The organism is Roseibium sp. LAB1, from assembly GCF_054658235.1.
Window position 1 is genome coordinate 464,023 of the sequence record NZ_BAAGIB010000001.1, and the last position, 23,027, is coordinate 487,049.

General features: G+C 57.8%; 25 protein-coding genes. 14 read left to right on the forward strand and 11 right to left on the reverse strand.

What is annotated here, in order from left to right; genetic code table 11:
- Window positions 1-3 precede the first annotated feature (3 nt).
- Window positions 4-471 carry a nitrate reductase cytochrome c-type subunit gene (locus ACYQ54_RS02200; RefSeq protein WP_460078878.1) on the forward strand — a complete coding sequence of 156 codons (468 nt, stop codon included), beginning with the start codon at window positions 4-6 and terminating at the stop codon, window positions 469-471.
- Window positions 471-1,121, forward strand: a complete 651-nt coding sequence (locus tag ACYQ54_RS02205) for a cytochrome c3 family protein (protein WP_460078881.1) — start codon at window positions 471-473, stop codon at window positions 1,119-1,121. The genes ACYQ54_RS02200 and ACYQ54_RS02205 overlap by 1 nt, the downstream gene beginning before the upstream one ends.
- A gap of 50 nt (window positions 1,122-1,171) precedes the next feature.
- On the opposite strand, the gene ACYQ54_RS02210 is transcribed toward ACYQ54_RS02205, so the two are convergent.
- Together ACYQ54_RS02210 and ACYQ54_RS02215 are read right to left on the reverse strand one after the other, a co-directional pair.
- Window positions 1,172-1,603, reverse strand: a complete 432-nt coding sequence (locus ACYQ54_RS02210; RefSeq protein WP_460078883.1) for a CBS domain-containing protein — start codon at window positions 1,601-1,603, stop codon at window positions 1,172-1,174.
- A 280-nt stretch (window positions 1,604-1,883) separates the two neighbouring features.
- A complete protein-coding gene (locus ACYQ54_RS02215) occupies window positions 1,884-2,672 on the reverse strand; it encodes a rhomboid family intramembrane serine protease (RefSeq protein ID WP_460078886.1) in 789 nt (262 codons plus the stop codon).
- Between the two features lie 555 nt (window positions 2,673-3,227).
- On the opposite strand from ACYQ54_RS02215, the gene ACYQ54_RS02220 reads away from it, so the two are divergent.
- The 3 genes from ACYQ54_RS02220 to ACYQ54_RS02230 all read left to right on the forward strand — a co-directional run bounded on the left by ACYQ54_RS02220 (window position 3,228) and on the right by ACYQ54_RS02230 (window position 5,937).
- The gene (locus ACYQ54_RS02220) at window positions 3,228-3,875 is read left to right on the forward strand and encodes a PAS domain-containing protein (RefSeq protein ID WP_460078888.1); all 648 of its coding nucleotides are present in this window, start codon (window positions 3,228-3,230) and stop codon (window positions 3,873-3,875) included.
- Between the two features lie 368 nt (window positions 3,876-4,243).
- Entirely contained in the window at window positions 4,244-4,879 is a 636-nt protein-coding gene (locus ACYQ54_RS02225; RefSeq protein WP_460078889.1) for a PilZ domain-containing protein, read from the forward strand.
- Between the two features lie 536 nt (window positions 4,880-5,415).
- A complete protein-coding gene (locus ACYQ54_RS02230; protein WP_460078891.1) occupies window positions 5,416-5,937 on the forward strand; it encodes a transglutaminase-like cysteine peptidase in 522 nt (173 codons plus the stop codon).
- Between the two features lie 175 nt (window positions 5,938-6,112).
- Here the strand turns inward: ACYQ54_RS02230 and ACYQ54_RS02235 are convergent, their stop codons facing one another.
- Window positions 6,113-6,640, reverse strand: a complete 528-nt coding sequence (locus ACYQ54_RS02235) for a gamma carbonic anhydrase family protein (RefSeq protein ID WP_460078893.1) — start codon at window positions 6,638-6,640, stop codon at window positions 6,113-6,115.
- Between the two features lie 6 nt (window positions 6,641-6,646).
- A complete protein-coding gene (locus ACYQ54_RS02240) occupies window positions 6,647-7,069 on the reverse strand; it encodes a DUF6949 family protein (RefSeq protein ID WP_460078895.1) in 423 nt (140 codons plus the stop codon).
- A gap of 87 nt (window positions 7,070-7,156) precedes the next feature.
- On the opposite strand from ACYQ54_RS02240, the gene ACYQ54_RS02245 reads away from it, so the two are divergent.
- Window positions 7,157-7,870: a hypothetical protein gene (locus ACYQ54_RS02245; protein ID WP_460078896.1), complete on the forward strand. Its 714-nt coding sequence runs from the start codon at window positions 7,157-7,159 to the stop codon at window positions 7,868-7,870.
- Window positions 7,871-7,955: 85 nt separating this feature from the next.
- Here ACYQ54_RS02245 and ACYQ54_RS02250 read toward each other — a convergent pair whose 3' ends face one another.
- Both ACYQ54_RS02250 and cysE read right to left on the reverse strand, forming a co-directional pair.
- Window positions 7,956-8,171 (reverse strand): DUF3126 family protein, encoded by a 216-nt coding sequence (locus tag ACYQ54_RS02250; protein ID WP_460078899.1) that lies wholly within the window; start codon window positions 8,169-8,171, stop codon window positions 7,956-7,958.
- Between the two features lie 112 nt (window positions 8,172-8,283).
- Window positions 8,284-9,120 carry a serine O-acetyltransferase gene (gene cysE / locus ACYQ54_RS02255; protein ID WP_460078901.1) on the reverse strand — a complete coding sequence of 279 codons (837 nt, stop codon included), beginning with the start codon at window positions 9,118-9,120 and terminating at the stop codon, window positions 8,284-8,286.
- Window positions 9,121-9,286: 166 nt separating this feature from the next.
- Between cysE and ACYQ54_RS02260 the strand changes: the two genes are divergently transcribed.
- Window positions 9,287-10,099: an enoyl-CoA hydratase gene (locus tag ACYQ54_RS02260; RefSeq protein ID WP_460078902.1), complete on the forward strand. Its 813-nt coding sequence runs from the start codon at window positions 9,287-9,289 to the stop codon at window positions 10,097-10,099.
- 109 nt (window positions 10,100-10,208) lie between these two features.
- On the opposite strand, the gene ACYQ54_RS02265 is transcribed toward ACYQ54_RS02260, so the two are convergent.
- Both ACYQ54_RS02265 and ACYQ54_RS02270 read right to left on the reverse strand, forming a co-directional pair.
- Window positions 10,209-11,093, reverse strand: coding sequence for an alpha/beta fold hydrolase (locus ACYQ54_RS02265; RefSeq protein ID WP_460078903.1), 885 nt, complete (start codon window positions 11,091-11,093; stop codon window positions 10,209-10,211).
- Between the two features lie 63 nt (window positions 11,094-11,156).
- The gene (locus ACYQ54_RS02270; protein ID WP_460078905.1) at window positions 11,157-11,912 is read right to left on the reverse strand and encodes an alpha/beta fold hydrolase; all 756 of its coding nucleotides are present in this window, start codon (window positions 11,910-11,912) and stop codon (window positions 11,157-11,159) included.
- 214 nt (window positions 11,913-12,126) lie between these two features.
- On the opposite strand from ACYQ54_RS02270, the gene ACYQ54_RS02275 reads away from it, so the two are divergent.
- From ACYQ54_RS02275 to ACYQ54_RS02295, 5 genes are all read left to right on the forward strand, one after another.
- Window positions 12,127-12,372, forward strand: a complete 246-nt coding sequence (locus ACYQ54_RS02275) for a zinc-finger domain-containing protein (RefSeq protein WP_460078907.1) — start codon at window positions 12,127-12,129, stop codon at window positions 12,370-12,372.
- A gap of 15 nt (window positions 12,373-12,387) precedes the next feature.
- Entirely contained in the window at window positions 12,388-13,590 is a 1,203-nt protein-coding gene (locus ACYQ54_RS02280) for an FAD-dependent monooxygenase (RefSeq protein ID WP_460078908.1), read from the forward strand.
- Between the two features lie 73 nt (window positions 13,591-13,663).
- Window positions 13,664-14,407, forward strand: a complete 744-nt coding sequence (locus ACYQ54_RS02285) for a competence/damage-inducible protein A (protein ID WP_460078910.1) — start codon at window positions 13,664-13,666, stop codon at window positions 14,405-14,407.
- A 15-nt stretch (window positions 14,408-14,422) separates the two neighbouring features.
- Entirely contained in the window at window positions 14,423-14,932 is a 510-nt protein-coding gene (gene gpt / locus ACYQ54_RS02290; RefSeq protein WP_460078911.1) for a xanthine phosphoribosyltransferase, read from the forward strand.
- Window positions 14,933-15,181: 249 nt separating this feature from the next.
- Window positions 15,182-15,865: a L,D-transpeptidase gene (locus ACYQ54_RS02295; protein WP_460078913.1), complete on the forward strand. Its 684-nt coding sequence runs from the start codon at window positions 15,182-15,184 to the stop codon at window positions 15,863-15,865.
- 57 nt (window positions 15,866-15,922) lie between these two features.
- Here the strand turns inward: ACYQ54_RS02295 and sfsA are convergent, their stop codons facing one another.
- Both sfsA and ACYQ54_RS02305 read right to left on the reverse strand, forming a co-directional pair.
- On the reverse strand, window positions 15,923-16,627 hold the full coding sequence (gene sfsA / locus ACYQ54_RS02300) for a DNA/RNA nuclease SfsA (RefSeq protein ID WP_460078915.1): 705 nt from the start codon (window positions 16,625-16,627) through the stop codon (window positions 15,923-15,925).
- Window positions 16,628-16,689: 62 nt separating this feature from the next.
- Entirely contained in the window at window positions 16,690-18,114 is a 1,425-nt protein-coding gene (locus ACYQ54_RS02305) for a TrkH family potassium uptake protein (protein WP_460081650.1), read from the reverse strand.
- A 436-nt stretch (window positions 18,115-18,550) separates the two neighbouring features.
- Here ACYQ54_RS02305 and ACYQ54_RS02310 point away from each other — a divergent pair, with 436 nt between their 5' ends.
- On the forward strand, window positions 18,551-20,686 hold the full coding sequence (locus ACYQ54_RS02310) for a bifunctional diguanylate cyclase/phosphodiesterase (RefSeq protein WP_460078916.1): 2,136 nt from the start codon (window positions 18,551-18,553) through the stop codon (window positions 20,684-20,686).
- Between the two features lie 2 nt (window positions 20,687-20,688).
- Here ACYQ54_RS02310 and ACYQ54_RS02315 read toward each other — a convergent pair whose 3' ends face one another.
- Complete coding sequence (locus ACYQ54_RS02315; RefSeq protein ID WP_460078917.1) at window positions 20,689-21,168, reverse strand: MarR family winged helix-turn-helix transcriptional regulator; 480 nt, start codon at window positions 21,166-21,168, stop codon at window positions 20,689-20,691.
- A gap of 81 nt (window positions 21,169-21,249) precedes the next feature.
- Here ACYQ54_RS02315 and ACYQ54_RS02320 point away from each other — a divergent pair, with 81 nt between their 5' ends.
- A complete protein-coding gene (locus ACYQ54_RS02320; RefSeq protein ID WP_460078919.1) occupies window positions 21,250-23,025 on the forward strand; it encodes an N-acetylglutaminylglutamine amidotransferase in 1,776 nt (591 codons plus the stop codon).
- Window positions 23,026-23,027 lie beyond the last annotated feature (2 nt).

The window sequence follows — 23,027 nt, forward strand, 5'->3', positions numbered from 1 at the left end:
GCCATGAAACGCTTTGCAATCGGCCTTGCCTGCGCCGCCCTGTTGGTTGCCGCAGCTGCAGCGGCCCAGGAGAACATCGCCACCCTGCGACCGACAACCCCACTGGCTGACAACGGAACACCCGCGCCCATGCCCAAGCCGGTCAACTCGGACATACGCCAGGTGCGGAACTATCCCGAACAGCCCCCGCTGATCCCGCATACGATCGAGGGCTATCAGATCGACAAGAACTCCAACAAGTGCCTGAGCTGTCATGCCCGCACGGCGATTGAAGTCAGCCAGGCGCCCATGGTGTCGATCACGCACTTCATGAACCGGGACAACCAGTTTCTGGCCTCGGTGACACCCCGCCGGTACTTCTGCAATCAGTGCCACGTGCCGCAGACCGACGCCCGGCCGCTGGTCGAGAACGACTTTGTCGACGTCGACGAAGTGCTTGAATATGTGAAATCGAAAGAGGGAGCCAAATAATGCTGGCCTTCCTCAAAAGGCTCTGGACCACCATCCGCCGTCCAAGCGTACATTACAGTCTCGGCTTTCTGACGCTTGGCGGCTTTATCATGGGCATCATATTCTGGGGCGGTTTCAACACCGCGCTGGAATTGACCAATACCGAAAAGTTCTGCACGGGCTGTCACGAGATGCGCGACAACGTCTTTGCCGAGCTGAAATCGACGATCCACTATTCCAACCGCTCGGGCGTGCGGGCCACCTGCCCGGATTGTCACGTACCGCACGAATGGACTGACAAGATCGCCCGCAAGATGCAGGCTTCAAAGGAAGTCTGGGGCAAGATCTTCGGAACGATCAACACGCGGGAAAAGTTTCTGGAACATCGGCTTGAACTGGCCCAGCACGAATGGGCCCGGCTCAAGGCGAACAATTCTCTGGAATGCCGGAACTGTCATTCCGCCGATTCCATGGACATAACCCGCCAGAGCGGACGTGCATCGGAAGCACACCAACGGTTCCTGTTCACCGGCGAGAAAACCTGCATCGATTGCCACAAGGGCATTGCTCACCGCCTGCCGGACATGTCCCAATCGGCATGGCACGGGGAAAAACCCGACGAAATGCTGGCAAAAGCCACCGCGTTTCTGGCAACGCGGCAGGAAGAATAGATCAACTGATCGAAGCAAAAAGGCTGGCCCTCGAGCCAGCCTTTTTCATATCAGGCCATCGTGATGTAGCTGCGCATCTGCTCGGCTTCGAGCTCAACCTGCGCGATCTTGAACTTGACGACATCGCCGATGGAAATCACGCCGCTCAACTTGCCGTCTTTCAGCACGGGCATATGGCGGAACCTGCCCTGTGTCATGCGGGCCATGACTTCGTTGATGTTGTTTTCTTCGGTGCAGGTGACAACGCTCTTTGTCATGACGTTGGAGACCGGCAATTTCAGCGCCGACACGCCCTGTGTCCCGACAACACGGACGATGTCCCGCTCTGACACAATGCCGTCCACGGTACCGTCCTCGTCAGAAACAACCACGGCACCGATCTTGTGTTTTGCCAGGGTTTCACAAATTTCGCTGAGCAACGCGTCGCTGCGCGCTGTGATAATATCGTGGCCTTTCCCACTCAGGATTGCGGCTACGGTCATTCAATCACCTCCCATGGCATCAATCGGCCCGTTTTACCGGACCAGATCAACCGACGCTCAATCGGAAGCGATCAAACGTCAACAGTTGATCGACCTGAATGCAGTCTGCCAGCCGGTCTCCGGGAGGAGTTGTTCCGGCTGCTCGACCACTTTCGCACCGACTGGGGCCAGACGTCCATTCGAATCCGACAGGACATCCTCCAGTCTTCCGGTATCATGGCAAAAAAATCAGGCCGCGCAAACTGTTGACCTTGCATCTTGAAGGCTGGTGCGGCCGGTGTCAGGAATTCCGCCGCTGCGGGACCGGATCGAAAAACGGGAACAGGGCAAGGCCCGCAACAAAGCCGCCGATATGGGCTTGCCAGGCAACACTTGCCGGCTGCCCCGCGACGGGTCCGCTCATCAGGCCGAAGAACAGATTGAGCCCGAACCAAACCGCAACGAAAACCAGAACCTGCTGGTTGCGCAGGCATTCCGCCAGCGGCTGTGCCGGAACAAAATAAGCCGTCGGATCGTTGCTGCGGATCGCTCCCAGCGGGCCGCCACGCTCGAACACGAAGCGGATGGCTGCTGCCATCTGCCCGGAAATAGCCGCAGAAGCACCGATCATCGGGGCCCCTTCCCCCCAATGGGTCGCCAGGTGGGCAGCTGCCCCGCCAACGGAACAGACAGCCGAAAATACCAGGAAACGCCCTACGCCGAACCGTCTGGCAACCGCACTGCCGAAGATGGCCATCCAGAGCAGGTTGAAAATGATGTGCATGGCACCGCCATGCAGCAGACTGTAGGTAACAAAAGCCCACAGGCTGGAGACCAGGTCGAGCGGCTGCAGGTTGCCAAGGTAGGCATATTTTACCGGCCAGAACGCAAACAGTTCGATGATCAGATTGTCCAGGTATGCCGGAAGGATCAGTTCCCGCAGAACATGGATCGCAATCAGGATACCGCCAAGCCAGACGATGATGTTGGGAAGATTGAAGACAGGCGGACCGGACGGCCGTTGAGGACGTTGTTCCTTCTGTGCTTTTTCGCGCCGGGCGCGTTCCTCGTCGATGCGGTAAACGTTCATGGACCCTCTGCCTTTCCTGACCTTCTTCTAAGCCAGATCGAAGACAAAACAAGAGTGGTTCGACTGACAGGTTCTGCGAAACCGGGAAATGGTGAATTCGACCCCGATGGTCGCTCCCCAAAAGACCTGAAAATACAAAGCGCCGGCCACCTTAAAAGGTGACCAGCGCTTTGCGATGCCCCCCAAAACCGGTCGCGTCCCCACGACGCCCGTTCAGGACAGTTGTTCACTCCGGTCGGCGCTTGTTTTACCGAGGCAGCTCTTCGCGGCTGTACCTATCGGCCCGCGGCCTGACCTGCAACAGCGGGTTCCTCCCACCCGCTGTCTATGTGAACTGTTTATTAAGCTGACAGGCAAAACCCTTTAAAACAAGTTTTACTCAAAATTAACCTTAATTTCCGACCCGCCACCAAGCTTTCGTGCCGCCAGGCACTTGGCACGCCCCCTGCTTTGTAAAGGTCAAAAACCAACAGGGAACCAAATTCGTCCCGTTTTGAAACAAGCACTGTCTTGAGACGAAACACCGGGCGCAAGAATGGCAAAGAGGCGAACCAGATGAAACACGGCGTAACGCAAACTCTTTACAACTACTGGGACAATCTTCGCGGCGCCCGCCCGGCACCGAACCGCAGCGAAGTCGATCCTGGGGAAATACGTGGCCTTCTTGGTGACACCTTCATCCTGGAGACGAACGGATCGAAGGACGTACGCTACCGCCTGGCCGGAACGCGTCTGTGTTCCGCACATTGCAGGGAACTCAAGGGCCGCAATTTCCTGCGGGGCTGGAGTGCGAAAGACCGTGAAGCCCTGGAAAGCCTGATCGCCGCCATCACTGAAGATGCGGCTGCCGCCGTGATCGGCATCAACGGCCACACGGAACGCGGACAGATCCTGCAAATGGAAATGCTGCTGGTTCCGCTGAACGTTCCGGGCGAAGGCAGGATCCGCATCCTGGGAAGTTGCACGCCCATGGAAAAACCCTATTGGATCGGCCTGCATCCCATTTTGAGCCAGTCAATCAGCAGTCTACGCCTGGTCTGGCCGGACGAGCGTCCTTACTTCGTCGATTCTCCAGCATCGACGCTCAATCCGATCCTGCCTCGCTTTACCGCAGAAGGCATGGCGATGCCGACCCCGCCCCTTCCGAACGGAGCCGAGCGCAAGGTCGGACATCTGACCGTCTATTCCGGCGGAAAGTCCTGATCCGCTTTCCAAACCATCTCTGGTAACGTCCCTGTTTGCATTCAGATATCGGGCCGGTTGAGAATCAGCCGGCCCGATATCATTTCAAGCACCGGTGAATTGCAGCGCTTTTTCAGCTGTAACAATGTGGACCCTTCCGGATTTTTACTCTCTGATTTCTCTGCTTTCAGGCCGAAAATCTCTCGAAATAATGCCGTCGTGGCCATGCCCGCATTTTTATCGATCCCAAGTCTGGACCTGAGGCCCTTCTGAGCTACACTCTTACACATCGTTAACCCCAGCTACTTAAAGTGCTTTGACAGACGTCTTTTGAATCGCATCTCAGCCGGGGAAAATGCGATTTGCGCATCGTTTTGGATAGAACAGGCATGAGCGCCGGAGTGGCAACAGCAACAGAGGGAAGCAGATCGCTTCAAGTCACTGACCGCCGGCGCCATCAACGGGTCCAGGTCAACATACTGGGCCGCTTCATGCTTGAAGATCGGCGCGAATATCCCTGCCAGGTTATAGACATGTCGCCAGGCGGCATGGCCATGATCACACCGGTCGCCGGCAGGGTTGGCGAACGTGTAATTGCCTATCTTGACCATCTGAGCCGCGTGGAAGGCAAGATATCCCGCCTGATCGACGGCGGCTTTGCGGTTGAATTGCGCAATACGGTTCGCAAACGCGACAAGATCGCCAACGTTCTGACCTGGCTTGCCAACCGGGACGAGCTCAATCTTCCCGAAGACCGCCGCCACGACCGCTTCGTGCCCAAGAACCCGATGACCAAGATGATCCTCCCGGATGGCTCGGAGCATGTCTGCCGGATCATCGACGTGTCCCTGTCCGGCGCGGCAATCGCCACGGACATCGTGCCGGAAATGGGCGACGCCATCACACTCGGCAAAATGCATGCGCGCGTCATTCGCCGCATCGAAGGCGGCATCGCGGTTGAATTTGCAGCCGTTCAAAGCCGCGAATTGCTGGAACAGCACATATCGGCACCGGAGGAAAGCTGACAGCAGCTTTTACCAGCCTTACCCGAGCCAATCGGAAATAGTCTCAAAGACCCGGCCAGAAGCCGGGTCATTTTGTTTCTGCACGGCTTTCCCGATCAGGATCGTCCGTTTCAGGCTCCCCGTTTCAAAAAAGTCAAAAATCTTTCGCCCGCTTTTCCTCAGACAGGGTTTGGCCAACGGGTCTGTTTCCGGCCAGTTTCCGAATGATCCGGCACGGGTCACATGACTTCCGAAGACAGTTGAAATTTCGATTTTTCAGGGGCTTGCAGAGGATAGATCAAATTTTACGAAAATTTTCTGCCAACTTGAATTAAAGTAATCTCAAATAACTATAAAAACAAAATCAAACACCGATCAAATACGAGTAGAGTTTTACTTTGGAGATTTTCTCCAAGTAAAAATCATTAGGTCATCGTTACGTCAGCCTTGGGGAGGGCGTTACGATGAAATTACTTCACAGAACTGTATTCGCATCTGCAATGTTACTGTCGTGCACCGTCCTGGGATCGGTTGCACAAGCAGATCCGGGCCGTTTCATGGACATGAAAACGGTCGTCAAACCACCGGTCGGATATGAGCAATTCTGCCGCGACAACGCATGGGCCTGTCCGAAGGAAAAGTACAAGCCGGTTGTCGTGAAGCTGGATGAGTCCCGCTGGAACGAACTCATCGCCATCAACAAGGAAGTCAACCGCAGGGTCCACCCGATGACCGATCAGGACCTGTTCGGCAAGGAAGAGTACTGGACTTATCCCGTCGACGGATATGGCGACTGCGAGGAGTACGTTCTTGAAAAGCAGCGTGTTCTGATTGAAGCCGGCTGGCCGAAAAGCGCCCTTCTCATCACCGTTGCAAAAGACACGCAGAACTCTGGACATGCGGTTCTGACCGTACGTACGGACCATGGCGACATGATCCTCGACAACCAGATCGAGGCTGTCCTGCCCTGGTATTCGACACCCTATCGCTACATCAAACGTCAGTCCGCCAGCTCGCCAGTGCAGTGGACAGGTATTGCCGACACGCGTGTGACCACAGTCAGTAGCGTGTCCAACTAGGTTTGGGATTGGTCCGGCGTCAGCCGGCCTCTAGGACGATCCGGTCGCGTCCCCACCCTCCCCATCCCTACCACGACCGGATCCAGGGAACCGGCCCGCCCCCCGCAGGCCGGTTCCCGCCTTTTCAGGCCCCGTTCAAAAGGGATCAGGTCAAGAGCGATCGGGTCGAATAGGGTCAGAGTTCGCGCAGTCCCGACTTGAAGCGCCGCCAGTTGCGCACATAGCCGTCAGCGGAATTCGCAATTCCGTTCGCTGCTTCCAGCGGCAATGTCTTCACGACCTTGCCAGGCACGCCGACCACGAGAGAATTGTCCGGAATTTCCTTACCTTCAGCGATCAGCGCGTTGGCGCCGATAATGCAGTTGGAACCGATTACGGCGCCGTTCAGGATCGTCGCCCCCATACCGACCAGCGAATTGTCCTTGATGGTGCACCCATGCAGAATGGCCTTGTGGCCGATCGTGCAATTTGCGCCGATGGTCAGCGGAAAGCCCATATCCGTGTGAAAGACACAGCCGTCCTGCACGTTGGAGCGCATGCCGACGGTAATCGGCTCGTTGTCGCCGCGCAGAACCGCGTTGAACCAGACACTCGCTGCTTCCTGAAGAACGACATCGCCGATCAGCGTTGCATTCGGTGCGATCCAATATTCCCCGTTTTCAGGAAAAACAGGCGTACGTCCGTCAAGTGCGAAAATCGGCATGAGACCTCAGGTGTAACCAACCATCATCAGTGCGACGTTGATTACCATAACACCGGAACACATGCTCCACATGCCGGCAATGGTGGAAGACGCTACCAACCAGCCCAACGGCCGTTTTTCAATCCTGCGTCCGCGAATGGCGTTGCGCATGATGATGAAGGGACCGGCAAACACACAAAGGAACATGCCGGCAAGGAACGACAGCAAGCCCTCTCCGTCAAAGGCAAACTTTGGCGGCTGCTTGGTGACCAACTGATAGAGGCTACCCAGTACACCGGAAGCCACAAATCCGGCGCACGCGATATATCCAACGATAAGAAGATTGAACAACACGCCCGTTAACCCCTTGTTAACTCTTTCACGCGGAAAGTGATTAAGAATTCCTAAAGGGTCAAGAGCAAAGACTGTGCCGGAACGGCAAATGCGCAAAATCCCTTCGATACAGCCACTTCAAGTGGCAGTGACGGCTTCCCCTAGCGGGACATCTGTACCGTTTCAGGACAGTCTGTCCCAGATATGCGCACAGCCAACAAAGGGACTGAAGTCGTGATCCCCGTCTCTCTGCCAGGACCGATCAGAACCGACCCCCGCCATTTCACCTGGCTGGCTTTGGCAATGTGCGTGCTGGGCACGGCTCACGTTGCCGGAAAGATCTATTCCTGGTCCTCCGGCTGGCCTGCGGATGCAGGTGTCAGACAGGACCAGCCGGTCCGCTTTGCCGTCGGGTCGACCCGCTTTGAACTTCCCTTGAACCTGATCGCGACGGGACTTCAAAAACGCCAGGCCCTGGGTGCCGACGCAGCGTTTGAAACATTGCGCCTGAACCTCAACTGGTCTGCAAGTACGGCCGCTGTGGGCGGAACGAACCCGATCCAGGTGGAACTTGAAAGCAATCCCGGTCGGGAGAGCCTGAGAGCAAGGCTCGATCCGTTCTACAGGCGTCTGGCACGTGGCGGCGAGATGAAGGGGCCCGCCGGCCTGAAGGTGCTGAGATTGTCTGCGCGCGGCGCGTCCGCAACGGATCTCATCGTCTACGACCCGGCGGTACAAAACGGTTTCATCGCACGCTGCCGGAAGGACCCCTCTTCCGGGAAAGCCGGCTGCCATCGCGCCATCGTTTTCGCCTCCGGCCTTGAGCTGCGATATAGTTTCGATCAGTCTCTTCTGCCCGACTGGCGCCGCCTCGACGGCGACATCGTTGCCAGCATCGATGGCTACAAGGTGCAGTAGACCTGCCGCACTGATGAACGAGATACGAAAAAGGCGGCTCCCTCCGGAAGCCGCCTTTTCAGTTCACTATCGAAAAGCCCTAACTTCAGACTTCGTCCAGATCGATCTCCAGGATCGCCATCTGGAAGTTCCAGCTCAGATCCTCGTCCTCATCGTCCCGGAAGATTACGCCGATGAATTCATCACCGATGTAAACCTCGGCGGAGTCGTCCTTGCGCGGGCGAGCCTGTACCTTGATGGTCTTGTTCTCGAATTTCAAACGCAGATAGGCTTCGATTTTTCGGATTTCATCGGGTTTCACGGCGCTCTCCTGTTCTTGGCCTTCAGCATCATTCTGGCGCGGACCCTACAGGAGCCGACGGAAATGCCAAAGCCTTTCCGCAAGCTTTCCCCGTCTTCCTGAAATCGGAAATTCAATTCGTTTGACCGGCATCCTCACCCAGCAACTGATTCATGCTGCGGGCCGGTTCGGCACAGCCGGCCTTGCCGACAATCTTGGCCGGAACTCCGGCAACGGTCGTGTTTGCCGGCACGTCCTGAAGCACCACCGACCCCGAGGCAATACGCGAGCAATGGCCGATTTCCAGGTTGCCAAGAACCTTGGCGCCTGCACCGAGCAAGACACCACGGCGGATTTTCGGATGACGGTCACCATCCTCCTTGCCGGTCCCGCCAAGGGTCACGCCCTGCAGGATCGACACATCATCCTCGATCACCGCAGTGCCGCCAACGACGATACCCGTGCCGTGGTCGATGAAGATACCCTGCCCGACAGGAACGGCCGGATGAATGTCGATCTGGAACACTTCGGAGCAGCGGCTTTGCAAATAGAGTGCAAAATCCTTGCGGCCCCGGCGCCACAGCCAGTTGGCCAGCCTGTGCGTCTGCAGACCATGGAAGCCCTTGAAGTAAAGGACAGGCTCCAGGAAACGGAAGCATGCCGGGTCGCGGTCAAAGACGGCGACAATGTCGACACGGAAGATCTTTGCCAGCTCCGGCTCGTCTGCCAGCGCTTCAAGGTAGGTCTGGCGGATCAAGGATGCGGAAACGATATCCCGGCCCAGCCGGTCGCCAAGGCGGTGTACCACGGCCTCTTCAAGGCTGTCATGGTTCAGAACCGTTTCGTAGACGAAGGACGACAGGGCGGGCTCTGCCGCGACCATGGCTTGTGCTTCATCACGCAATTGATGCCAGACCGGATCATGGGTCGGAACTTGTTTCAAACCGGTCTTGCTGATCGGTGCCGACATGGCCTGTCTCCTTTTCAAGCCGTCACGTGTAGTCCTTAAAATAGGACTGTCGTCTGATATTCCCAAATCAAACTTCCTGATATCAGATATGACCGTTTCGAATGAACCCCGATATCTGAAGATTTTCAGCACATTGCAAACTGAAATCGCAATTTGAGGTTAAATCATGCCGACACAAACGTCCCCATCCTCCTCAACCGACAACCCCATGGTTGTTCGCAGCGGTCAGATTGCCGAGCTTGTGTTAAATGCTCCCGACAGAAAAAATGCGTTGCCACTTGCCGCCTGGCAGGCATTTCCGGATCTTCTGTCCGAACTGGCCCGGGACCCGGCCGTCCGCGTTTGCATCCTGCGTGGTGCCGGAGGCAAGAGCTTTTGTGCTGGTGCCGATATCTCGGAATTCGAAGCCATCCGCTCAACGCCGGAAGCAGCAAAACGCTACGACGACATCAACGTCGAAGCTTTCAGGGCTCTGAAGTCTCTTCCCGTTCCGGTGATTGCGGCAATAGAAGGCCCCTGCCTCGGCGGTGGCCTCGGCCTGGCGCTTGCCTGCGACCTGCGCATCGCATCTCGCTCAGCCTTTTTCGCCATCCCCGCGGCAAGGCTCGGTCTTGCCTATCCGCCCGAAGCGCTCGGTGATCTGTTGGAAGCCGTATCCCCGTCGAACGCAAAGCGATTGCTGTTTTCAGCCGTGCGCCTGAAAGCTGAAGAGGCGCTCGACATGGGCCTCGTCAATGAAGTGGTGGATGATCAGGAACTGAACCAGCGCGTCATTGCACTGAGCGAGGTGCTCTGCGCCAATGCGCCTCTCTCCCTAAAGGCGGCAAAGCAGGCCATCAACCGCCTAGCCCAACCAGGCATTCAAACCGATCCGGCCGCCGACTTCGCCAATGCGCAAGCCTGCATCGACAGCGCGGACTACCGAGAGGGCTGCAGGGCCTTTCTGGAAAAGAGAGCCCCGGTGTTTACCGGCAACTGAGTGCAGCGCCCGAGCGAAGCAGAAGCCTGAATCAACCTCTGAACCTCCTTGGCCAAAAAGTTGAAACGACTCCTGTTTTCAGGATCCGCCCCCTACCGGCAATTTTGCCTCAGGCCATTGCAGCATCGGATTTGAGCGCAATCAGGAAGTCTTCGACCGCGCCGGCGAATACATCGTTGCGGTCGCCGGCAACCATGTGACCGGCGTCGCGAATGTCGGTAAATTTGGAATGAGGCACCAGCGCCTGGAATTCGCGCACATGGTCCATCGACACCAGTTCGGAATTCTGTCCGCGGATCAGCAGAACCGGGAGGGACAGATTTCCGGCTGCCTCCAGCATGCGTTCCTGGGATTGTGCCGCCCGGGTTGCGTCCTGATGATGCTTGGACTTCAGGAAAGCCGGGTCCCAGTGCCAGCGATACCGGCCATCGGCGTGGAGACGCAGGTTCTTTGACAGGCCGGACAGGTCCTTGGGACGCGACCGGTTGGGCAGGTAACGCGCAATCGCATCAGCCGCCTCTTCCACATCAGCAAAACCGTCGTCCACCCTGTCACCCATGAAACCGAGGATCTTGGCAACCCCCCCCATGTCGATCCGCGGGGTGATATCCACCAGCACCAATGCGGCAAGACCACCGGTGTTTTCCTGTCCTTCCGCCAGCATGCCTGCAAAACCGCCTAGCGAAGCGCCGACGACAACCGGACTGGCCCGGTGCAGGGCACCGACCTGATGTGTGACAGCCACAAGATCCCTTGCGAAATCATCGAATGCGTAGTTTGCGGAGGCGACCCAGTCGCTTTCCCCGTGACCACGCTGGTCCAGCGAATAGACCGGGTGGCCGAGATCCGCGATCCTGCGTGCTGCACCGTCCCAGGAATGCCGTGTCTGGCCACCACCGTGTAGCATGATCACTGGCAGATCACCTGCCCCGTAGCGATCTGCAATCAGACCGTTCTTTTCCGCGCCCTGGAATTCAACACGCTTCGGACCCATGAAACCTCCCTCGTCATCCAATTCCCCGGACACCTGCTTCTGGGTGTCCGGCAGTGTCCGGCCTTATGCTTCGATATTGTTCAGGAACGCCAGAACGCCCTGCTTGTGTACCTTGTCTCCCACCGCAACCATGTGATCGCGTCCCGGGATCTCCAGAACTTCGGCATGCGGGATCAGGGCTGCCAGCTTGTGCGGGGAACCGGCGATGTCATCCTTGGTACCGACGGCAATGAGCACTGGACGCTCGATGCGCGAGACATCTTCCTCGCTTATTTTCTGCCGCGAGGAACGCATGCAGGCAGCAAGTGCGCGCCGGTCGGATCCGGTCTGTTCCGCAAAGGCCCTGAAGGCCCGGCCCGTCCGGTCGGAAATATCCTGGATGCGGTCAGTCTCAAGCGCGGTGGCAATCGGCTCCGGATCGCCGATGCCCGAAATCATGCCGTAGCCGAGACCGCTGAAGATTGCACGCCGCACCCTGCCCGGATGATTGAGGGTCAAAAACGCGGATATCCTGGCACCCATCGAATACCCCATGACATCGGCGCGCTCGATGTTCAGATGATCGAGCAGACGCTTGGCGTCTTCCGCCATGACCGGCGCACCATAGGCGGCAGGATCGTAGAATTTCTGGCTGTCGCCATGACCCCGATTGTCGATGGTGATCACGCGCCTGCCATCGCCAACCAGCAGGTCAACCCACCCGGGATACTGCCAGTTCACCTGCTTGTTGGACGCGAACCCGTGGATCAGCAGGATCGGATCACCCTCGCCCTGATCCTGATAGGCGATCCTCACACCGTCGAACTCGAATTGAGGCATCTAAGACACTAACCCTTACGTAAACGGAAAACACAATTGCACGGTACACTAAGGGGTTTAGGCAGCGATGGCAAAGCCCAATTCCGGCGGGGAGCGCAGTCGGCCTGCGGCTGTGGATCACAGATTCCGGGTCTACCCATATATTTTACAAATGGATATGGTCCGCAAAATTTGTTATCGGGGTCCGACCCTTTAGAGACAGAGGAATTTCAACATGGCGGATCATGTCGTCCCGCATTTCCAGAACTCCAGCGGACACGATTCTGTGGCGATCGGCGCACGGGAGTTCATGTGCATCGGCGCAAATCCTCCGTTTGACCATCCCCATGTCTTTCTGGACATGGGCAGTGAGAACGAAGTGGTCTGCCCCTACTGCTCGACGCTCTACAAATTCGACAACACGCTGCAGGCAACCGAATCCTCGCCTTCAGATTGCAGCTGGACGCCTGCTGCGGCGTAAAATAATAATCAGTCCATGAGCAAGAATGGTGAGACCGGTTATCCGATCATAATTGCCGGCGCCGGGATAGGTGGTCTCACGGCCGCCCTGTGTCTGCGCGCTCAAGGACATGAGATCGTCCTGATGGACAAGGCCCGGGAACTTTCGGAAGTCGGCGCCGGTCTTCAGCTATCCCCCAATGCCTGCTCGGCGCTGGACCGGATTGGCGTATTGGAGGAGCTTGCCCCGCACGCCTATGCCCCGGACTTTGTGAAGATCTGGTCTGCGAATTCCGGTGAAGAACTCGCCAGGGTTTCCATGGGCACCTTCCTGAAGGACCGTCACGGCTTTCCGTTTTGGGAGATTCACCGGGCAGATCTGCAGCGCGTGCTCCTGGACCGGGTGAAGGCCACTGACGGCATCTCCCTCCGCCTTTCCAGTGAAGTGATCGATCTGACACCCTCGCCTTACGACCACCTGATCTGCCTGTTCCAGGATGCCGAAGTCGCGGGAAACCTGCACTGCAAGGCACTTGTTGGTGCCGATGGCGTCTGGTCCAAGACCCGGCGGCTCATCCCTGGACACGAAGATGCCCATTTCAGCGGCCAGGTCGCCTACAGGACAACCGTGCCGATCGACGCGGTTCCCGTGCGCTGGCGGCGGGACGCAGGCCTCTGGTTCCACAAGAATGCCCATCTGGTGCACTACCCGGTCCGCGGTGGGCGGGAACTCAACATCGTTGGGCTTGTCGAAGAAAGCTGGAAAGACGAAACCTGGTCTGCAAAAGCCGACAAGGAAACCCTTCTGAAGATCTTCCGGGACTGGCCGACAGAGGTTCGCAACCTCCTCACGGTCGCCGAGACCTGGTTGAAATGGGCCTTGTGCAGCGTGGATGCTGCGGGGCCCTGGACCCATGGCAACGTTGCACTGATTGGCGATGCCGCCCATGCGATGCTGCCGTTCATGGCTCAGGGTGCCGCAATGTCCATCGAAGATGCCACGGTACTGGCGCAGCACATGCCAAAGGACGTCGACAATATCCCGGCGGCCTTCAGGGCCTACGAGCGGCAACGCAAGCAAAGAGTGCAGCACATCCAGGGCATTTCGTTTAAAAATGCCCGTACGTTCCACTACGGCGGCGCGATGGCCTTTGCCCGCGACACCGTTTTGCGCCTGTCGAAACCGACAAGCCTGGCGGCACGGTTTGACGATATTTATGGCTGGACTCCCGGACAATAGACCCGCTTTCGCTTGAGCCCGGCCTCAAGCTGGGATAAAGCCAATCCCCATCCATGTGTCAGGGAGTGCGAAGATGACCGGTCAGAGGGCAGATGACGTTGTAACCGCTGCGTTTCTGGTCATCGGGGATGAAATCCTGTCCGGCCGCACGAAAGACAAGAACATCGGCTTCCTTGCCGACTACCTGACGGCGCTCGGTATCGATCTCAAGGAAGTGCGCATCGTCCCGGACGAAATGCCGGAGATTGTTGGCGCGGTCAATGCTCTCAGGGCACGCTACGATTACGTGTTCACCTCCGGTGGCATCGGCCCCACTCATGACGACATTACCGCCGAAAGCATCGCGGAAGCCTTCGGCGTTCCGTTGAATCTCGATCCGCGCGCCGTCGCGATCATGGAACCCCATTACCCGCCGGGCCAGTTCACCCCGGCCCGCCAGCGGATGGCACGGATTCCCGAAGGCGCCGACCTTATCGAAAACAAGGTGTCGAAGGCCCCAGGTTTCCGGATGGAGAATGTGCATGTTATGGCAGGCGTTCCCTCCATCATGCAGGCGATGATGGACGCGCTCGCACCGGGCCTTAGAACCGGCAAGAAAATGCTGTCGGAAACCGTTGCCGCCGACATGCCTGAAAGCCGCATTGCCGAGCGTCTTTCCGCCATTCAGGATGCCCATCCGCAAACATTGATCGGCTCTTATCCGAGAGCGACAGACGGGAAATTCACTACACAAATCGTGATCCGCTCACGGGACGAAGCGATACTGATGGCCGCAGTGAAGGACGTGGCGGAAGCTGTCGCCGACCTATCGGGATAATCTGAAGGACTAGAAATGGAAAACCCAGCCCAAAACAAAGCGTTCCCTGTTTCCTGGGACATGTTTCACAGAGATTCCCGCGCTCTTGCCTGGCGCCTGTCGAGCGAAGGCGAATGGAAGGCAATCGTCTGCATCACCCGTGGTGGACTGGTTCCGGCCGGTATCGTGGCGCGCGAACTCGGTATCCGCACGATCGAGACCGTCTGTATTGCCTCCTATCATGACTATGACAGCCAGGGCTCGCTCAAGGTCATCAAGCCGATCGACCCGAAGGTCATCGATCTGGAAGACGGCGAAGGCAGCGGCGTTCTGGTGATCGACGATCTGGTCGACACCGGCAAAACCCTCAAGGTGGTCAGGGACATGCTGCCGAAGGCACATTACGCGACCGTTTATGCAAAGCCGGTCGGTGTGCCCATGGTCGACACCTTCATCACCGAAGTCTCGCAGGACACCTGGATCTATTTCCCCTGGGACATGGGCTGGCAGTTCCAGCCGCCGCTTTCCAAGGAAACCGCCGGCTGATCCAGACCTGACGGACCGGCGAAGTCCTGTCACGTTTCTGCCGAAAATCTGCTGATAAATCGATAATCGACCGGTCAGGCATTGCGTTTTGGCCGGTCGATTTGCGTCTGAAAGACTAATTTTTTCCCGACAGACACGAATGATTGCCAAAATTTAAATCAGGCAAATCAGAACTTTGGTGGCTGTCGTGCGTTGCCTGTAGGAACACATGCCCAAGAAACGCTACGAAAGCCTAGTTCGGGAAACGGAATGCTAAACAGACGTTTGTTCCTTGCCTCCACCGCAGCCGCCCTTGCAACCGGCTGTGCTTCCAGCCAGCGAACCGGACAACTGGCTTCAGGTCCGACTTACACAGCCAATGGTCCGGGAGGACCTGTGCGCATTTCTCCCGAGTATCTTCAGATGTACCGGGCAATGCCTGAAGAACCCTACCCGATCCCGGCAGTAGACCTGTCCAGGATCAATCCGGTCTACTACCGCCAAATGGTCGACTATGCCGCTCCCGAGCCTGCCGGCACGATCATCGTCGATACGCCCAACCGGTTTCTTTATCTGACCATGGAAGGCGGCAAGGCGATGCGATATGGCGTCGGCATCGGCAGGGCGGGGTTCGCCTGGGGTGGACGTGCCCGCATTGCCCGCAAGGCCGTCTGGCCCAAATGGACACCGCCGGAAGAAATGATCGAACGCCAGCCAGAGCTGGAGAAATACAAGAACGGCATGCCGTCGGGCCTCGACAATCCCCTTGGCGCTCGGGCGCTCTATATTTTCGAGGGTAACCGCGACACGCTCTACCGCCTCCACGGCACGTCGGAAACCTGGTCCATCGGCAAGGCGGTTTCTTCCGGATGCGTACGCCTGCTCCAGCAGGATGTCATAGATCTTTACAACCGCGTACCGGACGGGACCCCGATCGTCGTTCGGCAGGCATGACGATCAAAGCCCACGCTCAGACTTTGCCCAACGCTCAGACCCGGGCAGGCCTCTCGCTCAGGCGAGGATCTCGACAGGCTTGACTGCATCGATACCGTCGAGGCGGACATCACAGCCAATGGCGTAGGCTTCTACCCCTGCCCGTCGGGCCTCGGCGAAGGCGGCGGCATAGGTCGGGTCGATATCGTCCGCAAGGCTCATCCGGCTGCAATCGGGCCGCTGCACCAGGAACACCATTGCTGCGCGGTGCCCCTCGGCCACCATGTCGCCCAGCTCCACGAGATGTTTCGCACCGCGCGCCGTCACGCTGTCGGGAAATTCCGCATGCCCTGCCTCGCGCATCAGGTGGACGTTCTTCACTTCCACATAGGTTTTCTCGCCGCCCGCGCCTTCCAGCAGAATATCGATGCGCGAGTTCTTGCCGTATTTCACTTCCCTGCGCAGGTTATGATATCCGGCAAGCCCGGCAATGCGACCGGCCTCAAGCGCTTCTTCGACCAGCTTGTTGGGATGCGCCGTGTTGATGCCGACCAGGGCACCATCTGCCTCGATCACTTCCCAGGAGTATTTTAGCTTGCGTTTCGGATTGTCGGAAGCCGACAGCCAGACACGGGACCCGGGTTCCTTCAAACCGAGCATGGAGCCCGGATTGGCACAATGGGCCGTGATTGCCCCACCGTCGTCATCCAGAAGAACGTCGGCAAGGAAACGCTTGTAACGCTTGACCAGGCGGCCGCTGACTAGAGGTGCGGAAAACTTCATGGCAAGTCACTCCAATAGGCATCAAAGCCGAACGGCACTTCAAACTCAGGCGAAACGGACGGTCACTTGGACCAGAAATCCGGATCCAGAAGAACAAGGATTGTAAACAGCTCCAGACGTCCAACCAACATCGCAAAGGACAAGAGCCACTTGGCACCGTCCGGCAGGGGAGCAAAATGACCGGACGGGCCGATCACCGGCCCCAGTCCGGGACCGACGTTGCCTACGGAAGTTGCCGCGGCGGAGATGGCAGTTACAAGGTCCAGATCGAAGAAGGACAGGGCAACGGTGATGATGCCGACGGACCCCATGTAGACGACGAGGAAGGCCAGAACCGAGAAGGACAGTTCAGGCGTCAGTCTCGTGCCGCCGTATTCTTCCGACATGATCCGGTGCGGCCGCACCATCCGGCGCAGATGAGCGCGAACCGTGCCGAAGAAAACCAGGAAGCGGAAAATCTTGATGCCGCCAGTCGTTGAACCGGTACAACCGCCGACGAACATCAGCAGCAGCGCTATCCCGACGACCGGCGCGCCCCATTGCGAATAGTCGCCCAGCGCATAGCCGGTTCCGGTCACGATGGAGACCACGTTGAAGGTGGCCCTCAGCAACGCCTCGTCAAAGGGAAAGTGCATGTTGAGGCCGAGATAAACGGTCAGCGTCAAGGCCACTACAGCCAGGAACCCCAACAGAGCCCTTACCTGCGGATCGCGCCAGAGCTGCAGCGGATGGCCGCGCAAGGCCTGCACGATCAGCACGAACGGCAAGGCGCCGATAATCATGAAGACAATGGCAACCCAGCCGGAGGCAGGGTTGGTGAAATAGCCAAAGGACTGGTCGTGGGTGGAAAATCCACCCGTCGCAATCGTGGTCAGGGCATGGTTGAACGCATCGAAGAGTTCTATCCCGGTAATCAGATAGGCCACGATGCACAAAAAGGTCAGGAACAGGTAGGCGAGCCCGATCAGCCGGATCAGTTCCACCGAGCGACTGACGATCTTTTCCGATCGGTCGGAATTTTCGCTTTGAAACAATTGCATTCCGCCGATCCTCAGGAACGGCAGAAGAACGATGGCCATGACGATAATACCGACACCGCCCATCCACTGCATCAGCGAACGCCAGACCAGCAGACCCGGCGGCAGGCTGTCGATACCCGTCAGAACGGTGGACCCCGTGGTGGTAAAGCCGGAAACCGCCTCAAACACCGCGTCCGCATATCCAATACCCAGCCAGAGGAACGGCAACGCGCCGAATGCCGGCAAGGTTGTCCATGCAAGCGTTGTGAGAACAAAAGTCTGCCGGGTGTCCAGCCCCTCGCGCAGCGACCCGCCGACCGCAAGCGACAACAGCATGCCGATCATGCCCGTCAGAAGCGCGGAAAAGACAAAGGCCTGCCAATCTGCGTTTTTCTGGGCAACGTCCACGATTGCAGGAATGAGCATGGCAGTTGCCAGGCCGACATACAGAAATCCGAGAACGTTCAAAACTGGTCTGAGAGAAATCAAGTATCAGTCTTCCCGAAAAACACGTGCCGGTCGGCCTTTCCGCGAATTGCCTCACCAACCACCCGTCCTAACGCCTTTCCGCCGATTTTCCAATGGCTTTGGCACGCGTTCCCCGGAAGATGACCGGCAACGCCATCCGTATCCAGATCAATTGAAGTGCTGCACCCGCTTTCGATGGCCGTCGCCCAAGCGTTCCGGACCCATCCGGCCAATGCGGTTCGATGAAAATTGAAAGTTCAATCGCACCGCTGCTTCACTGCAAAACGCCAAGTTTCTTGACCTTGTTCAGGATTTCGTAGCGAATAAGAATTACTTTTACGTGCTGTTTGCCAGCACAGCTTCCTATACGTGAAATTAACAAGGATTTGGTGCAATAGAACGGCTCGGCCTACATTCGCTTGTATTCAGGATCAGCGTGACACTGGTCGTGATGGTGCTCGGCAGCATCAGCCTGGTTTCCGGACTCGCCTATCTTGATCTGTCCAGGACCACGCAGGAAAACGCCACCATCAGGCTTGACCGGGCAGCACGCGCGGCCGCTTCGATACTGCGCTACGGTACGCAGGATGGGCTGCATCCTGATTTTGCCGAAAACGGCACCCCAGTCGTCATTCATCTTTCCGAGACTGCCACCGAGGATTTGCTTCGGCCCGGTGAAAAGCTGGACGCCCTGATCGAAACTATCGGCAAGACCAATCAGGGAGCTGCCAACCTCTTCAGATGGTCGCCAGAGACCGCCACCTTCGATCGCGTTGCAACCACCTTCTCTCACCCGAAGGGTAGAACCCCACCGGCTTTTTCCATTCGTGAAGGCCATCCCGCGTTTGCCAGTCTTTCCACCGGTCAGCCTTTTTCCGGCAATGTGCCGGTCCAGGGCAGGTTCCGCCTCGCGTATCTGACCCCCATTGTGACCGATGGCGGCGGGATTGCCGGTGCGGTCGCCGTTGATGTCGGCTGGGTAGATGACTTGGCGCTGGCGGAAAATCGTCTGAAAACCCGGATAGCGACTGCGGCCATCGTAATTCTGTTCGCCGTCAGCCTGGTCGGAGGGCTCGTGTTGCGCTTTGAACTGCGGCCCCTTCGCCGTCTGGCCAAGATTGCCGATGAACTGGCAGCCGGTACTCAGCCCAAGCGTATTCCCTTTACCGACAGGCGGGATGAAATCGGAGATCTGGCACATGGACTGGAGAAGGTCACGGACCTTCAGGACAAGCTCCACAAGCTTGCCTATACGGACCCGGTAACCACTGCGGGCAACCGGGCCAGATATTTCACTGACCTGAGTGCTGCCTTGCAGCGGGCAAGGTCGGGCACTTTTTCCGCATCTTTGATCCATCTGGATTTCAACGGCTTTGCCAAGATCAACGATGCCTTCGGCCAGCAGGTCGGCAACCGGGTGCTGCTGCAAGCCTACGCCCGGCTGGCGAATATTTTCGGGCCTAGTGCCCAGATTGCGCGAATCTCGGCAGACGACTTCTGTATTCTGCTCCCCTTCGACGGCAAGGGCGCGATCGCAGAAGACTATGCGGTTCAGGCAATCGACATGCTGTCAGTGCCCTTCCAACTGGAAGAAGGCGAGATCCGTGTGGAACCGAGCATCGGCATTGCCCTCCTGCCGCAGGATGCCGAAGACGCGGAAACCGCACACCGGATGGCCGGACTTGCACTAAGGGCGGCGAAACGACATTCCGGGCCGCGATACGAATTCTTCTCCCCGCCGCTCAACGAGCAGGTGCAGAGCGAAATGCTGACGGAAACGCTTCTGCGGGCGGCGCTCCGGACCCGTCAGCTCGTCCTGCATTACCAACCACAGATCTGCCCGGCGGACGGCCGTCTCATCGGCCTGGAAGCCCTGATGCGCTGGCCACACGAGAAGCGCGGCCTGATCCCCCCAAGTGAGTTTATTCCGATTGCAGAGAAAACCGGGCTTATCCTGGAGCTTGGACAATACGTGCTGGAAACAGCCTGCAAGCAGGCCGCTGAATGGCGGCAGGCTGGCTTCGATTTCGGCCAGGTTTCCGTCAACGTGTCGCCGCTTCAGTTCCGCCAGTCCAACTTTGCCGAGACTGTTCGTCAGACCCTTGACGATCACGGTTTGCCGTCCAGTTATCTGTGCCTGGAACTGACAGAAAATGTCTTTGTCGACACCAGGGAGCAACTGGTGCTGAATATCCTGTCGGAACTTCAGCGGATTGGCGTTCAACTGTCTCTGGACGATTTCGGCTCAGGCTATTCATCGCTGAATTACCTGCACCGCCTGCCGTTCCAGGAAATGAAAATCGACCGCGCCTTCATTTCCGGGGCAGATAGCCACCCGCAACGCGAGCAACTTTTCGAAGCAATCGTCCGCCTTGGCCGTAGCCTGGGACTGCGCGTAATCGCGGAGGGAGCCGAAACAGCAGGAGAATTCGCGCTGACGGTGACCCATGCCTGTGATGGAGTCCAAGGCTACTTCTGTTCGCCTGCGGTGCCTGCAAATCTCATTCAGACACATCTGCAAAGCTTCCGTGCAAGCCTGAAATCAAGCCGCGCTTCAAAAAAACGGGCATGACTTCAGCCGGAAACCTTGCCTGTCATCAGGATTGGTGCCGCATCCAGATTGTGCGCATTCATCATCTCGGCAATCTGCTCGATTGAAGACACGAGATGAGCGCGGTCCGCAGCATTCAGATTATCGAATTTTCTTTCAAATTCTTCATGCAGAAGACCCGGCAGGTTCGAGGCGACTTCCGTTCCTCTGTCCGTCAGCCGAGTATGGACGATTCGCCGATCCGACACAGATCTGTACCGTTCGACGAGGCCCTTTTCTTCCAGCTTGTCGAGAATGGTTACCACAGTTGCCGAACTCAGGTCAGCGTTGTCGGAAAGGGCCTTGGTCGTGACCTCCCCCAGATCCCGAATGCCTTGCAAAACAACGATTTGCGGGATCGTGAGCCCGGTCAGCCTGGACACTTCCCTGGAGCGCAAGTCAATGGCCCGGACGATCTTCCGGAGAGCCTTGACCACTTGCGATGACTGCATCGCCTGCATCATTACACCTCTATTAATTTGAACTCTAATGATTAGAGCTCTATATAGTGCGCGTCCAGTTACAAAACGGAGATTTTTTTCAATATGTGCGGCATTTGCGGCGAAGTGGTTTTCAATGGCAGTCAGGCAGACGTGGTCCGGGTCAGCCGGATGGCGGATGCAATGGCGGCGCGCGGCCCCGACGGTATGGGTGTGACGCAGCGCGGCCGGGTTGCCTTTGGCCACAGGCGTCTGAAAATTATTGACCTCAGCGAACGTGGTACGCAGCCCATGACCGACATGGCGCTTGGCCTGTCCCTGGTCTTCAACGGCTGCATCTACAATTACCAGGACCTGCGAGCCGAACTGATCGACCGTGGGTATTCGTTCTTTTCCACCAGCGACACCGAAGTCATACTCAAGGCCTGGGCCGAGTGGGGCAAGGATTGCTTTTCCAGGTTCCATGGCATGTTCGCCATCGCCATTCACGAGCATGACAGCGGGCGTATTCACCTTGCGCGCGACAGGTTCGGCATCAAGCCGCTTTACCTTAGTGAAGCGGACGGGCGTCTTGCCTTTGCCTCGTCCCTGCCCGCCCTGCTGGCCGGTGGCGGCATCGACAAGTCGATCGACCGCGTCGCCCTGCATCACTACATGAGCTGGCACGCCGTCGTACCTGCACCACGCACAATCCTGAACGGCGTACGCAAGCTGCCCGCCGCCACGGTGCGGACGCTTGAGGCTGATGGCAGCTCTTCCGAGCACACCTATTGGGAGCCGCGGTTTGAAAAGTCGGCGGAAGACCTCGCCCGCAGCGCCAACGACTGGCGCGACGAGGTTCTGGAAAGCCTGCGCACCGCGGTTCGCCGCCGCATGGTGGCTGACGTGCCCGTCGGCGTTCTTCTGTCCGGCGGTGTGGATTCCAGCCTGATCGTCGGTCTGCTGGCCGAGGAAGGCCAAAAGGGCCTTGCCACCTTCTCCATCGGCTTTGAAGAGGCCCATGGCGAAAAGGGCGACGAATTCCAGTATTCGGACCTGATCGCCGAACACTACGGAACCAATCACCAGCAGATCTTCATCCCCTCCTCCGAGCTGCAGGAAAACCTGCCCGGGGCGATCAAGGCGATGTCGGAGCCGATGGTCTCCTATGACAACATCGGTTTCTATCTGTTGTCGCGTGAGGTTTCCAAGCATATCACCGTGGTCCAGTCCGGCCAGGGTGCTGACGAGGTATTTGCCGGCTACCACTGGTATCCGAAGCTCAGCGGCTCAAACAGCCCGGTTTCCGATTATGCCACGGCCTTCTTTGACCGCACGGAAGCCCAGATGGCAGAGGCTGTCTCGCCGGCCTACCACTGTGCACGGGACGAAAGCCTTGCCTTCGTCGAAGACCACTTTGCCCGTGCCGGTGCGGCGGACCCGGTCGACAAGGCCCTGCGGCTCGATACCAACGTCATGCTGGTGGACGACCCGGTCAAACGCGTCGACAACCATTCAATGGCCTGGGGCCTGGAAGCGCGCGTCCCGTTCCTCGACCATGAACTCGTTGAACTTGCCGGCCGCATCCCGGCGGAATTCAAGCTTGCCCAGGAAGGCAAGGGCGTTCTGAAAGAAGCCGCGCGCCAGGTAATCCCGAGCGCCGTGATCGACCGGCCGAAGGGCTATTTCCCGGTACCTGCCCTAAAATACATCCAGGGTGATTATCTCGACATGGTGCGCGACACGCTCTCCAGTCAGGCCGCGAGGGAACGAGGCCTCTTCAACGAGGTTTACCTGCAGAAACTTTATGACGACCCGACCAAATACATCACGCCTCTGCGTGGATCGGAACTTTGGCAGGTCGCGCTGCTGGAAATGTGGCTGCAGGCACAGGAGGTCTGAAC

Coding starts and splice junctions, on each gene's coding strand:
- ACYQ54_RS02295 (WP_460078913.1), top strand. CDS start 15,182: ATGCTAAACAGACGTTTGTTCCTTGCCTCCACCGCAGCCGCCCTTGCA.
- ACYQ54_RS02220 (WP_460078888.1), top strand. CDS start 3,228: ATGAAACACGGCGTAACGCAAACTCTTTACAACTACTGGGACAATCTT.
- ACYQ54_RS02205 (WP_460078881.1), top strand. CDS start 471: ATGCTGGCCTTCCTCAAAAGGCTCTGGACCACCATCCGCCGTCCAAGC.
- ACYQ54_RS02230 (WP_460078891.1), top strand. CDS start 5,416: ATGGACATGAAAACGGTCGTCAAACCACCGGTCGGATATGAGCAATTC.
- ACYQ54_RS02275 (WP_460078907.1), top strand. CDS start 12,127: ATGGCGGATCATGTCGTCCCGCATTTCCAGAACTCCAGCGGACACGAT.
- ACYQ54_RS02225 (WP_460078889.1), top strand. CDS start 4,244: ATGAGCGCCGGAGTGGCAACAGCAACAGAGGGAAGCAGATCGCTTCAA.
- ACYQ54_RS02285 (WP_460078910.1), top strand. CDS start 13,664: ATGACCGGTCAGAGGGCAGATGACGTTGTAACCGCTGCGTTTCTGGTC.
- gpt (WP_460078911.1), top strand. CDS start 14,423: ATGGAAAACCCAGCCCAAAACAAAGCGTTCCCTGTTTCCTGGGACATG.
- ACYQ54_RS02245 (WP_460078896.1), top strand. CDS start 7,157: ATGCGCACAGCCAACAAAGGGACTGAAGTCGTGATCCCCGTCTCTCTG.
- sfsA (WP_460078915.1), bottom strand. CDS start 16,627: ATGAAGTTTTCCGCACCTCTAGTCAGCGGCCGCCTGGTCAAGCGTTAC.
- ACYQ54_RS02315 (WP_460078917.1), bottom strand. CDS start 21,168: ATGATGCAGGCGATGCAGTCATCGCAAGTGGTCAAGGCTCTCCGGAAG.
- ACYQ54_RS02320 (WP_460078919.1), top strand. CDS start 21,250: ATGTGCGGCATTTGCGGCGAAGTGGTTTTCAATGGCAGTCAGGCAGAC.
- ACYQ54_RS02235 (WP_460078893.1), bottom strand. CDS start 6,640: ATGCCGATTTTCGCACTTGACGGACGTACGCCTGTTTTTCCTGAAAAC.
- ACYQ54_RS02265 (WP_460078903.1), bottom strand. CDS start 11,093: ATGGGTCCGAAGCGTGTTGAATTCCAGGGCGCGGAAAAGAACGGTCTG.
- cysE (WP_460078901.1), bottom strand. CDS start 9,120: ATGTCGGCACCGATCAGCAAGACCGGTTTGAAACAAGTTCCGACCCAT.
- ACYQ54_RS02260 (WP_460078902.1), top strand. CDS start 9,287: ATGCCGACACAAACGTCCCCATCCTCCTCAACCGACAACCCCATGGTT.
- ACYQ54_RS02270 (WP_460078905.1), bottom strand. CDS start 11,912: ATGCCTCAATTCGAGTTCGACGGTGTGAGGATCGCCTATCAGGATCAG.
- ACYQ54_RS02210 (WP_460078883.1), bottom strand. CDS start 1,603: ATGACCGTAGCCGCAATCCTGAGTGGGAAAGGCCACGATATTATCACA.
- ACYQ54_RS02215 (WP_460078886.1), bottom strand. CDS start 2,672: ATGAACGTTTACCGCATCGACGAGGAACGCGCCCGGCGCGAAAAAGCA.
- ACYQ54_RS02280 (WP_460078908.1), top strand. CDS start 12,388: ATGAGCAAGAATGGTGAGACCGGTTATCCGATCATAATTGCCGGCGCC.
- ACYQ54_RS02200 (WP_460078878.1), top strand. CDS start 4: ATGAAACGCTTTGCAATCGGCCTTGCCTGCGCCGCCCTGTTGGTTGCC.